Here is a 14,000-nt window from a genome sequence, read left to right as displayed (position 1 = left end):
AGTTCGGCGCCAGTCGGGCTATTGCAGGGTCGGATCGAGCCGGTCGCGCAGCCAGTCGCCGATCACGGACACCGCCAGGGTGGTCACCACGATCGTGGTCGCCGGCGCCAGCATGATCCAGGGCGCCCGGGTCAGGTATTCGCGGCCGTAGCCGACCATGTTGCCGAGGCTGGTCATCGGCGGCTGCACGCCGAGGCCGAGGAAGGACAGGCCGGACTCCATCAGGATCACCTCGGGAAAGACCAGCGTCGTCGAGACGATCAGGGTCGAGGCGATGTTGGGCAGGATGTGGCGCAGATAGATCCGAGGCGGCGTCGCGCCGAGCTGGCGGACCGCGGCCGCGTACCCTTGCGCATTGGCGGAGATGGCAAGGCCCCGGGCGATGCGGGCGTAGCGCTCCCAGCCAAAAAATCCCATCAGGCCGATCAGGAGCGGCAGCGAGTTGCCGAAGAAGGCGAGCACGGCGAGCGCCATGATCAGGAAGGGCATGCTGGCCTGGAAGTCGGACAGCATCAGCACGAGCTGCTCGACGAACCCGCGGAAATGCGCGGCGAGGAAGCCGAGCGTGGTGCCGACGATGGCCGAGATCGCGGTCGCGCCGAAGGCGATCAGGAGCGAGATGCGGATCGAGACGAGCAGCCGCGACAGCACGTCGCGGCCGAGCTCGTCGGTGCCGAGCCAGTGCGCGACATTGCCAGGTGCGGCGAGCCGGTTACGCAGGTCGAGTTGGGTGTAGCCATAGGGCGCGATCTTCTCGGCGAAGGCTGCGATCACCAGCATCGTGATGATCCAGCCGGCCGCGAGCGCAACCGAGACCGGAATCGGCGGAAGGCTGATGCGGCGACGGATGGCGGTGTCCTTCAGCGTCGCGTCGGTCATGCATGTGCTCCCTTGGCGCGCAGCCGCGGATCGAGGAAGCCATAGAGGAAGTCGACGATCAAATTGGACGTGACCATGGTCAGCGCGACCAGCAGCAGGATGCATTGCACCACGGCGAGGTCACGGTTGGCGACGGCAACCACCAGCAGGCGCCCTACTCCCGGCCACGAGAACACGCTCTCGACCACGACGGCGCCCGCGATCAGCGTTCCCACCATGAAGCCGAGAATGGTGACGGTGGGGATCGCCGCGTTCGGCAGCGCGTGCGACGTCACGACCCTGTGCCAGGGCACGCCTTTCGCCGACGCCGTGCGGATATAGGGCTGGCCCAGCACTTCCAGCATCGCGCTGCGGGTGAAGCGCGCCAGCACCGCGGCACCGCCGAGGCTCAGGGTTGCGATCGGCAGGACGGCGTGGCGCCAGCTCTCCTGTCCGCCCGACGGCAGCCAGCCAAGCTGCACGGCAAAGACCAGGACGAGCAGCAGCGCCAGCACGAAGCTCGGCACGGTGAAACCGGCCACCGCGGCCATCATCACGGCGCGGTCGATCGCCGATCCCCGATGCAGCGCGGCGTAGATTCCGGCGGGAATGCCGAGCGCGACCTTGAACGCGAACGCCGGCAAGGTCAGCGCCAGCGTCGCCGGGATCCGCTCCAGCACGAGCTCGATCGCTGGCCGTCCGTCGCGCATGGAGCGGCCGAGTTCGCCCTTTGCGATGGCGCCAAAATAGTCGAGATATTGAAGCCAGATGGGATCATCGAGGCCCCAGGCCTTGCGGAAGGCAGCGAGCACTTCCGGCGGCGCCTCCGGTCCCAGGATCATCAGCGCGGGATCGCCGGACAGCCGCAGGACCACGAAGGCGAAGGTGACGACGAGGACGATCGTGAGCGCCGCCCGTCCGATACGAATGGCGAAATAGCGTCCCATCACGCCGCGTCCTGCGTCTCGGCCTGGGCACCCGGCACGAGATGGCATGCGACCTGCCGGTCGCCGCCGACGGCGGACAGGGCCGGTGTCTCGGTCGCGCAACGCGCAACCGCGCGTGGACAGCGCGGATGGAAGGCACAGCCTTGGGGACGCGCCGCCGGGTTCGGCGGATCACCCGCGAGCACGATGCGGCCCGCGCTGCGGCGGCCGGGTGCGGGCGAGGCCGAGACCAGCGCCTGGGTGTACGGATGCTCAGGGCGCGCAAAAAGATCGTCGGCGCTGCCGATTTCAACGATGCGGCCGAGATACATGACCGCAACGACATTGCTGATCTGCCGGACGACGCGCAGATCGTGGCTGATGAACAGCAGCGTCAGCGACAACTGCGCCTGAAGATCGGCGAGCAGGTTCACCACCTGAGCCTGGATCGAGACATCGAGCGCGCTGACCGGCTCGTCGCAGACGAGGAAATCCGGCCTGGTCGCCAGCGCCCGCGCCAGCACGATGCGCTGACGCTGGCCGCCGGAGAGCGCGCCCGGATAACGCGCGCCATGCGCCGGCGTCAGCTCGACCGCACGCAACAATTCGCGGACGCGCTCCTCGCGCTCAGCCGGCGTCCCTGCACCGTGAATGTCCAGCGGCTCACGAATTTGCGCAGCCACCGGCAGGCGCCGGTCGAGCGCGCCCAACGGGTCCTGAAAGATCATCTGCACGCGCGCGCGCTGCGCACGCCACGCGACAGCTCCTGGCGCGGCCATCGGCTTGCCGTCGAAGCGCACCTCACCGCGATCCGGCGGCTCGAGGCCGAGCACGATGCGCCCGGTGGTCGACTTGCCAGAACCGGACTCGCCGACCAGCCCCAGCGTTTCGCCCTTGGGAATCGTGAGCGACACGCCGTCGACCGCATGGACGGCCGTGCTCCGGCCGAACATTCCGGAACGCATGCTGTAACTGCGCGAGATCGAAGACACCTCGACGAGCGGCGCGTTCATTCGGCGGCGATCCCGAGCAGCGCGCGGCGCGAGGCCTCGGCGCGGATGCAGGCGACGGCGCGATCGTCGGCGATCGGCGCCAGGCTCAGCGCCACCAGGCCGCACGGCTCGGCCGCGAGGGCGCAGCGGGGCGCGAAGGCGCAGCCGCTCGGCATCGTCGCCGGATCCGGCACCGTCCCCGGAATGGCGGTCAGGCGCCGGCGCGGTCCATCGAGCGGCGGCAGCGCACCGATCAGGCCTTGCGCATAGGGGTGCACGGGATCGGCAAAGAGCTGGTTGGCCGGCGCCTCCTCAACGATGCTGCCGGCATACATCACCGCGACGCGGTCGCAGTTCTCGGCGACGACGCCGAGATCGTGGCTGATCAGCACCATCGCCATGCCCATCTCGCGGCGGACCGACGACAGCAGTTCCAGGATCTGCGCCTGAATGGTGGCGTCGAGCGCAGTGGTCGGCTCGTCCGCGACCAGCAGGTCGGGATTTCCGGCCAGCGCCATCGCGATCATGATGCGCTGGACCTGGCCGCCGGAAAATTCATGCGGATAGGCGGAGAGCCGCCGGCCTGCGTCGGGGATGCCGACGAGATCGAGCAGCCGCCGCGCTTCCGCCTTCACCGCCTCGCCCGAGAGATCGCGATGCAGCGCCAAGGCCTCGCAAAGCTGCTTGCGGATGGTCAGCACCGGATTGAGCGCGCTCGCCGGATCCTGGAAAATCATGGCGACGCGCCCGCCCCGCACCTGGTCGAGCTCGGCGGCCGGCGCGCCAAGGATCTCGCGTCCGTCGAGACGAACCGAGCCCGAAACGCGTGCGTGCCGCGGCAACAGGCCCAGCGCGGCAAGCCAGGTGACCGACTTGCCGGACCCGGACTCGCCGACGAGGCCCAAGGCCTCGCCCTTGCGCAAGGCGAGATCGACACCGCGCAAGACCGGCACACCGTCGAAGGCGACGCTCAGGCGCTCGATGCTGATCAGCGCTGTCACGGATCACGCCTCGAAATTGCCGGCGCGGAAATCCATCGCAAAGGCCGGCGATGCCTTCCACTTGATCGATTTCGGCTTGGCCGTGAAGGTCGCGTTCTGGTGCAGCACCGTGTAGGCGGGATCTTCGCGCTCGGCGATCTCCAGCATACGGCGGAACGCCTTCTTGCGCGCCGCGCGGTCGGTCGAGGTCTCCAGGAACTCCGAGAGCGTGTTCAGCTCGGCATTGGTCCACTCGCCGATCTGCTGCTGCTGGCCGTTCGGGCCGTGCTGGGCAACCAGCGACGATACGGGATCGTTGAAGGCCGCCGAGTTCGACCAGTCGCGCACCGCGCGGGTCGGCGCACGCTCCATGATCTGCGACCAGTTCTCCTTGGTCTCGATCTGGACGTTGAGGCCGACCGACTTCCACATCTCGACCAGGACCTGCGCGGTCGCGACCTGGTTGGTGTAGTAGTTGTTGAGCAGGCGATAGGGAATCGGATCGCCCTTGTAGTTGGCCTGCTTCAGCAGGTCCTGCGCGAGCTTCGGATCATAGGCCGGCACGCTCCAGTCGGCGTTGAACATGTCGCCGTAGAATTCCCACTGAAGGCCCTTCGGCACCCGGGTGCGGCCGGCCCACAGACTGTCGACGATCGCCTGACGGTCGATCGCGTGGGTGAAGGCGCGGCGCACCAGCGGATTGGCGAGCTGGGCGTGGTTCTTGTCGAACACGGTCAGGCGGTGGTTGAGGATGGTGCCGCCCTGCACTTCGAATGCGGCGTTCTTCTCGATGCCGGCGATCTGGTCCGGCGGGATATCGCAGGCGAACTGGTACTCGCCCGAGAGCAGCCCGTTGATGCGGCTCGCGACTTCGGGCACTTCGAGGAAGCGGATGCGCTTCAGCGGCGGGCGGCCGCCCCAATATTCGTCATGCGCTTCCAGCGTCAGCGACACGTCGGGCTTGAGCTCGACGACCTTGTAGGGCCCGGTCGTGATCGGCTTGCGCGCCCAGTCGAGATAGCTTGCGGATTCGTCCCAGGCGCGGCGGTTCGCGATGTCGGAGCCGTAACGCGACAGCCGGCCTTCGATCGTGACGTCCGGCGTCGCGTTGTAGAAGCGCACCGTGTATTTGTCGACGGCGTCGACGCGTACGAGGTCCGGCCAGATCCGGCGTGCGACCGCCGGCACATCAGGCGGCAATTCCTTGCCCGGCCGCGGCGTCGGGATCTTCTCGAAGGCCTGGATGGTGGAGCGGCTTTTGGCCTCGGTCTCGCCGAACATGCGCGCGCGGCTGAAGGTGAAGACGACGTCCTCCGCCGTCATCTCGTCGCCATTGTGGAATTTCACACCCTGGCGCAGCTTCACCTCGACGGTCTGGTCGTCGATGCGGCGCCATTCGGTGGCGAGCCCCGGCACGGCCTCGAGGCTGCCGCGCCAGTTCTTCGAGATCAGGCCCTCCCAGATCGAGGAGAAGAACACGCGCTCTCCGACATTGGACTGCTCGCGCAGCACGTCGAGCACGTTCGAGTTCGTCACCTTCTGCACGGCGATCGTCACCGATGGACGATTGTCGCCCTGCGCGATCGCAAAGCGCGGCAGCAGAAGCGTGCCTGCGGCAGCGCCGCCGGATTTCAGGATGGTACGACGGGTGAGCTTGCTCATGACGATAACCCCTGCCCTCTACGATGTCGGTTATTCAGCGAGACCGAGCGCGGCGAGGTGGGCTGCGCCGGCGCGGACGTCGTCGTGGTTGCGCAGTTCGAGGATCAGCCGCGGATTGGAAGTCAGCCGGCCAAGCGCGCGGAACACGGCGACCCAGCGGATGTTGCCCTCGCCCGGCGCCCAGTGCCGGTCGGCAAAGCCGTCAGTGTCCTGGAGGTGCACATGCGTCAGCATGTCGCCGGCGGCCTCGACATAGTAGTCGACCGGCGGCGCGCCGGTGGAGACATGCGCGTAATTGGCGTGGCCGGTGTCGAGCGAGACGCGGACCCTGGCGCTTTCGAGCGCCTTGGCCAGACGCACGCGATCGCGCGGATCCTTGTCCTCGATGTTCTCGATCACGATCTCGCAGCCGGTCTTTTCCGCACGCGCGATCACCTCGGCGAGCGTCGCGCGTACGCGCTCGACAATATTGCCGCGGTTGTCCGGATAGAGATCGAGATTGTTGTGGTCCCAGGTCGTGAACGGCGAATGGATCACCATCTGCGTCGCGCCGAGGAACTCGGCGGCATCAAGCCCCTGGAGCAGGCGTTTCGTGACCGCCTGGCGGATCATCGGATCATGGCTGTCGATCTTGAAGCCCCAGAACGGCCCGTGGATGCCGAGCCGGCCGGTATGGCCCGTGAGCATCTGCTTGATCTCGCCGGCCGCGCTCCGCCAATCGCCATCGAGCAAATCCGCGCGGAAAAAATCCTGGATTTCGAGATCGCGTTGCCGTTCCAGAAGCCAGTCGCGGTGCGCGGGGATCGATTTGATGGACAATGCGGCGCCCAGTACCGGCTTCGACATGGCTTGCTCCTTGGTCGTCAGCGATGACGAGAGCAGCGCTAGACCAGTTGAGTGACAGGCCCGTGAAATGCGGGTTCCGCGACGCCGAGCAGATGTGGACATCCTTCCGGTCGCGTGCATCGAATTCAGGCAGCAGTGATCGAGTCCATGCAGACCAATGCATCAACGTGCAGCATCGGCACGTTTGTCTCCGTAGTGATCCGGAATGGAATCCTATCCCGATCTCACGTACATCGCGCACATCGATCGGCGGCCACTTCCAAGGGCATCACCCTCGATCGCGCTACATGGGGTTGGGGGACCGCATGGGGCGGGGGATTGAAGGCTGGGGCAAGGTGAGAGGTCCGGACTCCTAGGCACTCCGGACCTCGAACTTTCTACATCGAACGCGATGTCGCGCCGCCGGCCATGGGCCGTGCGGCGCGATTTCGTTGATGCGCCCTGTGAGCGGTCTTGCCCGATCAGTTCGGCACATTCCGCTCGAGATCTTCAAGCCAGGCCGCCGCGCTCGAATCCGACGGCGCGCGCCAGTCGCCACGCGGCGACAATGAACCGCCGGCCGACACCTTCGGTCCGTTCGGCATGGCCGAGCGCTTGAATTGGCTGAAGGCGAAGAAACGGCGCAGGAAGACTTCAAGCCAGCGGCGGATCTCCGGAAGGTCGTAAGCCTTGCGCCGGTCGCTCGGGAACGCCGGCGGCCATTCGCCCTTGGCGACGTCCTTCCAGGCGTGCTGCGCCATGAAGGCGATCTTGGACGGCCGCATGCCGAAGCGCAGCGTGTAGAACAGGTTGAAGTCCTGGAGCTCGTAGGGGCCGACGGAGGCTTCGGTGCTCTGCGGCTTCTCCCCGGGCTTGACCGGAACCAGCTCGGGCGAGATTTCCGCCGACAGGATCAACCCAAGCGTCCGATTCACGTCGTCGCTGAACTGCTTCGAGGCGATGACCCAGCGGATCAGATGCTGGATCAGGGTCTTGGGCACGCCGGCGTTGACATTATAGTGTGCCATCTGGTCGCCGACGCCATAGGTGCACCAGCCGAGTGCGAGTTCCGAGAGATCACCGGTTCCGATGACGATGCCGCCGTGATGATTGGCGAGCCGGAACAGGTAGTCCGTGCGCAGGCCCGCCTGCACGTTCTCGAAGGTGATGTCGTAGACCTTCTCGCCCTTGCCGAAGGGATGGCCGATGTCCTTCAGCATTTGCGTCGCCGTGGTGCGGATGTCGAGCTCCTGCCAGGTCGTCTGCAACGCCTTCATCAAAGCCAGCGCGTTGGTCTTGCTCTCGCTGCCGGTGGCGAAGCCCGGCATGGTGTAGGCGAGGATGTTTTCACGCGGCAGCCCGAGGAGGTCGACCGCCTTGGCGGCAACGATCAGCGCGTGGGTGGAATCGAGACCGCCGGAGACGCCGATGACGACACGCTTGGTGCCGGTCGCGCGCATGCGCTGCACGAGCCCGGCGACCTGGATGTTGTAGGCCTCGTAGCAGTCCTGCTCGAGCAGGCTTTCGTCGCTCGGCACGAACGGAAAGCGTTCGACCTTGCGCAGGAACCCGATATCGGCGGCCGGTGGCTTCACGGCAAAGGCGATCCTGCGAAAGAAGCCCTCGCGCTGCCGGCGGTTGTCATCGAACGTGCCCATCGAGGCACGCTCCTGCCGCAGCAGATCGAGATCGACGTCGGCGAGCGTGATCTGGCCGCCCTGCCGGAATCGCTCGCCCTCGGCCAGCAGCACGCCGTTCTCATGGATCGAGGTCTGGCCGTCCCAGGCAAGATCAGTGGTCGACTCCCCTGCTCCGGCGGCCGAATAGACGTAAGCCGCAAGGCAGCGCGCCGATGTCGATTGACACAGCAGCGCGCGCGAGCGTGCCCGGCCGATCGTGATCGGGCTGCCGGACAGATTGATCAGCACGCTCGCACCCGCCAGCGCGAGCTCCGAGGCCGGCGTCACCGGGATCCACATGTCCTCGCAGATCTCGACGCCGATGGTCAGGCCGGGGACGTCTTCGGCCGCGAACATGAGATCGACGCCGAACGGCGCGGACAGCTTGCCGATCGCAATGGCCTCACCGGCGATGCCGGCACCGGAGGCGAAATGCCGTCCCTCGTAGAACTCGCGATAGGTCGGCAGGTAGGTCTTGGGCACCACGCCCAGAACGGTGCCGCGGTGAATGACGACGGCGCAATTGTAGATGCGGGCCCCGAAGCGCAGCGGCGCACCGACGATGAGGACGGTCATCAGCTCCGAGGAGGCCTCGACGATCGCGGCGAGCCCCCGCTCGACCGCGTCGAGCAGCGGATCCTGCATGACGAGGTCTTCGATCGCATAGCCGGACAAGCACAGCTCGGGAAACACGGCAACCGCCACCGACTGCTCATGGCAGGCACTCGCCGCCGCCAGGACGGCCCTCGCATTGGCCGTGGGATCGGCCACATGGGAGGTGGTGACGCAGGCCGCCACGCGCGCAAATCCGTGGGCGTAAATCGAGTGAAAACTCATCGAGTGCAGTACCCTTGATCTCTTCGCGACCGGCGGACGTCGTCCGGCCGCCGTCGCTCCGGGCCATATTTAGCCCATCGACATGGCCCCGTGCAGGCCATTCGCCGTCATGCATAACGGATTTGCGTCCTCGCCTGCCCACCCATCCGGCGGCCTCAGGCGCTGCGCGCCAGCACGCTGGTCAGATCGTCGCGCAGCCAGCCGGCGATCCGGGGCCAGGCATGCGCATGGGTCCGCGCGCCCATGAACAGGCCGAGATGGTTGCTGGGCTCGGAGGCCGCCGCAACGAAGGCCGGCGGCGTGCCGAGGAGATTGGCGGTGGCGAGCGCCTGCGCGGCCGGGACGACGTCGTCGTCGAGCCCCGCCAACAGGAAGACCGGCGCCTTGACGTCCTTCAGATCAATCGCGCGGCCCAGCGCCGTGAAATGGCCGCCGGCGATCCGATTCTCGCGGAAAATCCAGTTGACGATCTGGAGATAATAGGTGCCGGGCAGATCGAGCGTTTCCGTGTTCCAGCGATCGAAGCGCGCGAGCAGCGCCGCGCCTTCCGCGTCCGAGAGGCTCTTCTGCAAGGCCACCGCAATATCGTCGCGGCTTGGCGCCTTCGACCAGAACCGCAGCATCTCATCACCGCTGACATTGCCGCCGCCGCGCGCGACGAGCTGGTCATAGACCGCCTCAGGCGCGTTGCGGGCGAGCCGCGACAGCGCCGAGTCGATCGAGAGGTCGACCGGCGCCCCGACCAGGACCAGCCGCCGCACCTTGGTCGGGAAACGCGCAGCATAGAGCAGCGACAGCCATCCGCCCTGGCACAAGCCGACGAGGTCGACCGGCGCGCCGATCTCGTCGACGGCGACGTTGAGATCACTGAGATAGCTGTCGATCGAGAGATGGCGCATGTCCGGCGAGGCCGAGCGCCAGTCGGTGAGATAGACCCGATCGATGCCGCCATTCTGCAGGGACTGCACCACGCTGTGGCCGGGTGCGAAGTCGGCGATCAGGGCACGGTGCAGCGCATAGGGCGCGCAGACCAGGGCCGGCGGTCCGGACCGGGCCCGCGAGCAGTCGCGCAGGCGCATGGTCGCAAGCTCCAGCGCAACGGTATTGGGCGTCGTCCACGGCAGGCTGCTGTCGTCCCGCTCCGCCGGGGCGCGCTCAAGCCACCAGAAGCAGGCATCCATGGCAAGGCGCGCCGCCGCAAACGGCCACAGCAGCGGGTCATCCGGGACATGCCCGGGTCCGCTTGGCGGTTTGCCGGTTTTCTCCACCACGTCTATCTCACCACCCTCACAGGAATGCCTCGAGGCTGACCACCGAAATGCCCCGCTCCCGAAAACTCTGGTGCGTCGCGGCCACGGAGCCGTCGAAGTCAATGCCGCGGCACGCGTCCTCGACAACGGCGACCACGAATCCCGCCTTGCGGGCATCCTCCGCCGAAAAGCGGACACAGAAGTCGAGCGCGAGACCTGCGAGAAAAACCGTCTTCAGATCGCGTTCGCGCAAATACCCGAGCAGCCCGGTCGGCGTCTTGTGGTCGTTCTCGAACAGCGCCGAATAGGAATCGATGCCACGGCGGAATCCTTTGCGCACCACGAGGCTCGCTTTGGCGAGCTCCAGATGCCGGTGGAATTCGGCGCCGGCCGTGCCCTGTACACAATGTACCGGCCAGAGCACCTGGGTGCCGTAGTCGAGCTCGATGGTCTGAAACGGCTGCCGGCCCGCATGGTTCGACGCAAAGGAGACGTGGTCATGCGGATGCCAGTCCTGGGTCAGCACCACATTGGTGAATTTTTGGGCGATGCGATTGATGGCGGGGACGACCTTCTCGCCGCCGGGAACGGCGAGTGCTCCGCCGGTGCAGAAGTCGTTCTGCACGTCGATCACCAGCAGCACGTCACGGTCGGAAATCTTCATCGCAGCTCCCATCCCATCCGCCGGCGCGACCGACGCCGAACGCTCCGCTCCAATGTCGATCTTCCCGCGCGGCTTCGCAACCACCGACCGCGTGCGGCGATCTGGCCGGACGGCCCGGCGCTCCGTCCCCGGGAATGCAACGGTTTGGCTTCGTCTGTGTTGACTAGATGCACCCAAGGACGGATTCTAGATGCCGTCCGCGACACGCGGGTCGGATGGAGCGGAGGAAAAGGTTCCCGCAGCCGGTAAGGCGCGGCAGCCATTTGGTCATGGATATCGGCAAGACTGAACGGACGATTCTTCTCGCCGACATCGGCGGTACCAATGCGCGCTTTGCGCTGAGCCAGGGCGACCAGATCGGATCGATCGACTATGTGAAGGTCGCCGACTTCCCGACGGTCCGGGAGGCCATTGTCGATGTCCTCGCGCGACGGTCCGCCGGCGAGCAGCCCAAAAGAGCCGTCTTGGCCGTCGCCGGACCCGTGACCAACAACCGCTGCGTCATGACCAACAGCCCGTGGGTCATCGACGGCAACGAGCTCCAGCCGACGCTCGGCCTCGACAGCGCGCACGTGCTCAACGATTTCGAGGTGGTGGCCTGGTCGCTGCCCGCCTTGCAGCCCGCCGACCTGATTCCGCTTGGCGGCCAAGGCGGCTTAGAAGGCGGCTTGGCCGGAGAACCGTTGCTGGTGGTCGGGCCCGGGACCGGGTTTGGCGTCTCCTGCCTGGTTGAACGCCATGGTGCCCGGCTGGCCGTCGTTACCGAGGCCGGCCACGCCACCCTGCCGGCGGAGAACGAGCGCGAGGAACGCGTGATCGCGTGCTTGCGCCGGCGCCTCGGCCACGTCTCGATCGAGCGTGGCGCGCTCTCCGGTTCCGGCCTTCAGAGCCTCTACGAGGCGCTGGCCGAGGTCGACGGCGCTCAGGTGCCGCACCGCGATGCCGCTGCCATCACCAAGGCGGCCCTGGAGGGCAGTTGCGAACTCAGCCGCGCAACGCTGGACATGTTTTGCGCCATCCTCGGCTCCGTCACGGGCAATCTCGCCGTGACCTTCGGCGCCCGCGGCGGTGTCTATATCGCCGGCGGGATCGTGCCGCGCTTCCCGGAATTCCTTGTCGCCTCCGCATTCCGGGCGCGCTTCGAAGCCAAGGGACGCTTCCAGGACTATCTCCGCAACATCCCGACCAGGCTGGTCACGAAGCCCGATGCGAGCTTCGTCGGCCTGAAGATGTTTGCCGACCACAATCCGGATTGAGCCGGCGCACAACGCCCGGCCGGCCCCCTCAAGGTCTGCAATTCACAGGTGATTGCGGTTCCACGCAGCATGACACTTGCCCGTTTGTTTCTGATGGGAAACAATCAATCCGTGTGTGGCGTATCTGTACGGGGGGCGTGACATGCGTAAGCAGAACAATATTGGGTTCGACTATCACCGCTATCACCGCCTGCTGACCGAGGCGGACGACGAGGACAAGCGGCTGGCCCTGATCGAGCTGTTGATCGAGGAAAAGGCCAGAGATCGGCTGGCCGAGCAGCGCGCCTCGGATCGTGCCGCCATGACGGCCCATACCATTGCCAATGTGCTGAAGGCCGGCCGCCACTGAGACCGGTCGTAACGACTGCTGCTCGCAGCGATCACGCGTCCATTGCGATTCTGTTAACGATCCCTCGCAAGCCCGCATAAAACTTTTTGCTCTAAGAGTTCCCTCACCTGATGCAATTCAGGTCAACAAAAGGGGGGAATGAACATGAGCATGATTTCACTCGCCGCGATGCCGGCCGCTGTCGAAACGCGTCTTGCCGATTCTTCGTTCAAGACCATCCTGCTGATCTGCTGCGCAGGCCTGGCCGCCTCGTTCGGCCTGATGGCACACGGCATCGACCTCGGCGCCGGCTTGCTGTGAGACGACGGCGAACAACCCTGGAATCAAATGGCCGCCTTCCGGGCGGCCATTTTCGTTTGCGCTCGATCAGCTCGGAACGGAGCTGGACGTCTCCGGAAACATCGATTCGATCATCGCCTTGAGCTGGTCGAGGGAGATCGGCTTGCGCAGGATCGGCCGGCGCCGGAGCAGCGACGGCAGCAGTTCCGGCCCATAGCCCGTCGCGAACAGGAACGGCTTGCCGCGGCGTTCGATCAGGTCGGCGACGGGATCGACATAGACGCCCATGAGGTTGATGTCGAGGATGGCGAGGTCGTACTGCGCGGTCATCGCAAAGGCGCTGGCGTCCCGAACGTTGTCGGCTTCGGCGACGACATGGTGGCCAAGCTCCTCCACCATCTCAGCCATCATCATCCGGATCAACGCCTCGTCTTCAACCAGGAAAACGGAGAGCCCGCCTGTCATATCAACCCCGCAGCAACCACTCGAACCTAATCATAACCGAGACTACGGGAGCGTTCACGAATTCGTGGCGGGCGGCGTTAATTCGGACGCGCCCGATCCGATTCAAGTTGATCAATCCAACCCGCGCTCGTGACTCAAGCGCACCATCTCCTGGATGAAGACCTGCTTCTGCTTGTCGTCGAGACTCGAATAGAGCGGTTCGGCAGCATCGGCGACATTGCGCTGGTCGGCGGCGCGGTCGATCAGGAACTGCGCCTCGTTGCGCATCTGCTCGACGATGTCGTCCGGGGGATCCCGCTTGGCGCGCGCGACCCGCAGGTTGAGCCGCTCTGCACCATTATGCCCAAGGTAGTGCATGGCGCTGGAGAAGCCGTACCAATGCTTCTCCTGATCGGGCGTCAAATTCAGCTCGGTCTTGATCCGCTCGATATAGGAATCGCTGTTGGTGACGATCTGGTCGGCCGTGAGCTGCGGTGCGCCGCTCTGGGTCAGAACCGTAACGTCCTTGTCCTGGGGTGTGTTCTTGGCTTCCTTGGTCGCCTTGGCGCCCTTGCCCGCCTTGGCGTTCTTGGCATCCTTGTCCTTGCCGGCGCCTTGCTGCTTGGCATCCTGCTTGGCGTCCTTGGTTCCGTCCTTGGCGGCCGGCGCCTGGTTGTTGTTGTTGCCGACCCCGAGCACGCCGGTGAAGACGCCGACCACGCCGCCGATCGCGCCGCCCAGCACGCCGCCGACCGGACCGGCCGCCTTGTTGCCGGCCGCAGCGCCATCCTGAACGCCCTTGACCAGGCCTTGCGCGTTCGCCACCGCGGCTGCGCCGAGCAGCATCGCCAGCACGGAGCCCAGCGCGAACCATCGTCGCAGATAAAGCCGCACTGGCGGCGCCGGGTTGATCATTCTCGTCTCCATCGTCGATCTGTTTGGCCTGTCGGGGTGAGAGCCACCCGGCGGTTACAACTCTATCGTTTTCGCAGCTTCGCG

At 66.0% G+C, this 14,000-nt stretch carries 14 protein-coding genes; 3 read left to right on the top strand and 11 right to left on the bottom strand.

Annotation, left to right across the window (positions count from 1 at the left end):
• Window positions 1–18: 18 nt before the first annotated feature.
• The 9 genes from ACXJMY_RS09220 to pncA form a co-directional block, all read right to left on the bottom strand.
• Window positions 19–879, bottom strand: coding sequence for an ABC transporter permease (locus ACXJMY_RS09220; protein WP_456619006.1), 861 nt, complete (start codon window positions 877–879; stop codon window positions 19–21).
• Window positions 876–1,805 (bottom strand): ABC transporter permease, encoded by a 930-nt coding sequence (locus ACXJMY_RS09215; protein WP_456619005.1) that lies wholly within the window; start codon window positions 1,803–1,805, stop codon window positions 876–878. The genes ACXJMY_RS09220 and ACXJMY_RS09215 overlap by 4 nt, the downstream gene beginning before the upstream one ends.
• Window positions 1,805–2,797 carry an ABC transporter ATP-binding protein gene (locus tag ACXJMY_RS09210; RefSeq protein ID WP_456619004.1) on the bottom strand — a complete coding sequence of 331 codons (993 nt, stop codon included), beginning with the start codon at window positions 2,795–2,797 and terminating at the stop codon, window positions 1,805–1,807. Before ACXJMY_RS09210 ends, ACXJMY_RS09215 begins: the two co-directional genes overlap by 1 nt.
• Window positions 2,794–3,777: an ABC transporter ATP-binding protein gene (locus ACXJMY_RS09205; protein ID WP_456619003.1), complete on the bottom strand. Its 984-nt coding sequence runs from the start codon at window positions 3,775–3,777 to the stop codon at window positions 2,794–2,796. Before ACXJMY_RS09205 ends, ACXJMY_RS09210 begins: the two co-directional genes overlap by 4 nt.
• 3 nt (window positions 3,778–3,780) lie before the next feature.
• Window positions 3,781–5,418 carry an ABC transporter substrate-binding protein gene (locus tag ACXJMY_RS09200; RefSeq protein ID WP_456619002.1) on the bottom strand — a complete coding sequence of 546 codons (1,638 nt, stop codon included), beginning with the start codon at window positions 5,416–5,418 and terminating at the stop codon, window positions 3,781–3,783.
• A gap of 30 nt (window positions 5,419–5,448) precedes the next feature.
• A complete protein-coding gene (locus tag ACXJMY_RS09195) occupies window positions 5,449–6,264 on the bottom strand; it encodes a sugar phosphate isomerase/epimerase family protein (protein WP_456619001.1) in 816 nt (271 codons plus the stop codon).
• A 461-nt stretch (window positions 6,265–6,725) separates the two neighbouring features.
• On the bottom strand, window positions 6,726–8,759 hold the full coding sequence (locus ACXJMY_RS09190) for an NAD(+) synthase (protein WP_456619000.1): 2,034 nt from the start codon (window positions 8,757–8,759) through the stop codon (window positions 6,726–6,728).
• 155 nt (window positions 8,760–8,914) lie between these two features.
• Window positions 8,915–10,030, bottom strand: a complete 1,116-nt coding sequence (locus ACXJMY_RS09185; RefSeq protein ID WP_456618999.1) for an alpha/beta fold hydrolase — start codon at window positions 10,028–10,030, stop codon at window positions 8,915–8,917.
• A 16-nt stretch (window positions 10,031–10,046) separates the two neighbouring features.
• A complete protein-coding gene (gene pncA / locus ACXJMY_RS09180; protein WP_456618998.1) occupies window positions 10,047–10,685 on the bottom strand; it encodes a bifunctional nicotinamidase/pyrazinamidase in 639 nt (212 codons plus the stop codon).
• A 257-nt stretch (window positions 10,686–10,942) separates the two neighbouring features.
• Between pncA and glk the strand changes: the two genes are divergently transcribed.
• The 3 genes from glk (at window position 10,943) to ACXJMY_RS09165 (ending at window position 12,578) form a co-directional block, all read left to right on the top strand.
• Complete coding sequence (glk, locus tag ACXJMY_RS09175) at window positions 10,943–11,929, top strand: glucokinase (protein WP_456618997.1); 987 nt, start codon at window positions 10,943–10,945, stop codon at window positions 11,927–11,929.
• A gap of 142 nt (window positions 11,930–12,071) precedes the next feature.
• Entirely contained in the window at window positions 12,072–12,278 is a 207-nt protein-coding gene (locus tag ACXJMY_RS09170; protein ID WP_456618996.1) for a hypothetical protein, read from the top strand.
• Between the two features lie 144 nt (window positions 12,279–12,422).
• Window positions 12,423–12,578, top strand: a complete 156-nt coding sequence (locus ACXJMY_RS09165; protein ID WP_456618995.1) for a hypothetical protein — start codon at window positions 12,423–12,425, stop codon at window positions 12,576–12,578.
• Window positions 12,579–12,644: 66 nt separating this feature from the next.
• On the opposite strand, the gene ACXJMY_RS09160 is transcribed toward ACXJMY_RS09165, so the two are convergent.
• On the bottom strand, window positions 12,645–13,022 hold the full coding sequence (locus ACXJMY_RS09160; protein WP_456618994.1) for a response regulator: 378 nt from the start codon (window positions 13,020–13,022) through the stop codon (window positions 12,645–12,647).
• A 111-nt stretch (window positions 13,023–13,133) separates the two neighbouring features.
• Window positions 13,134–13,916, bottom strand: a complete 783-nt coding sequence (locus tag ACXJMY_RS09155) for a Spy/CpxP family protein refolding chaperone (protein ID WP_456618993.1) — start codon at window positions 13,914–13,916, stop codon at window positions 13,134–13,136.
• Window positions 13,917–14,000: the final 84 nt, after the last annotated feature.

The organism is Bradyrhizobium sp. P5_C12, assembly GCF_054049735.1.
Note: the sequence above shows the minus strand (reverse complement) of the source record. Positions and strands in the feature narration are given on the sequence as shown.

Bases quoted from the DNA above. Each gene is read 5' to 3' on its own strand.
- ACXJMY_RS09170 (WP_456618996.1), top strand. From the start codon at position 12,072: ATGCGTAAGCAGAACAATATTGGGTTCGACTATCACCGCTATCACCGC.
- ACXJMY_RS09200 (WP_456619002.1), bottom strand. From the start codon at position 5,418: ATGAGCAAGCTCACCCGTCGTACCATCCTGAAATCCGGCGGCGCTGCC.
- ACXJMY_RS09215 (WP_456619005.1), bottom strand. From the start codon at position 1,805: ATGGGACGCTATTTCGCCATTCGTATCGGACGGGCGGCGCTCACGATC.
- glk (WP_456618997.1), top strand. From the start codon at position 10,943: ATGGATATCGGCAAGACTGAACGGACGATTCTTCTCGCCGACATCGGC.
- ACXJMY_RS09220 (WP_456619006.1), bottom strand. From the start codon at position 879: ATGACCGACGCGACGCTGAAGGACACCGCCATCCGTCGCCGCATCAGC.
- ACXJMY_RS09210 (WP_456619004.1), bottom strand. From the start codon at position 2,797: ATGAACGCGCCGCTCGTCGAGGTGTCTTCGATCTCGCGCAGTTACAGC.
- ACXJMY_RS09165 (WP_456618995.1), top strand. From the start codon at position 12,423: ATGAGCATGATTTCACTCGCCGCGATGCCGGCCGCTGTCGAAACGCGT.
- pncA (WP_456618998.1), bottom strand. From the start codon at position 10,685: ATGGGAGCTGCGATGAAGATTTCCGACCGTGACGTGCTGCTGGTGATC.
- ACXJMY_RS09155 (WP_456618993.1), bottom strand. From the start codon at position 13,916: ATGATCAACCCGGCGCCGCCAGTGCGGCTTTATCTGCGACGATGGTTC.
- ACXJMY_RS09195 (WP_456619001.1), bottom strand. From the start codon at position 6,264: ATGTCGAAGCCGGTACTGGGCGCCGCATTGTCCATCAAATCGATCCCC.
- ACXJMY_RS09190 (WP_456619000.1), bottom strand. From the start codon at position 8,759: ATGAGTTTTCACTCGATTTACGCCCACGGATTTGCGCGCGTGGCGGCC.
- ACXJMY_RS09160 (WP_456618994.1), bottom strand. From the start codon at position 13,022: ATGACAGGCGGGCTCTCCGTTTTCCTGGTTGAAGACGAGGCGTTGATC.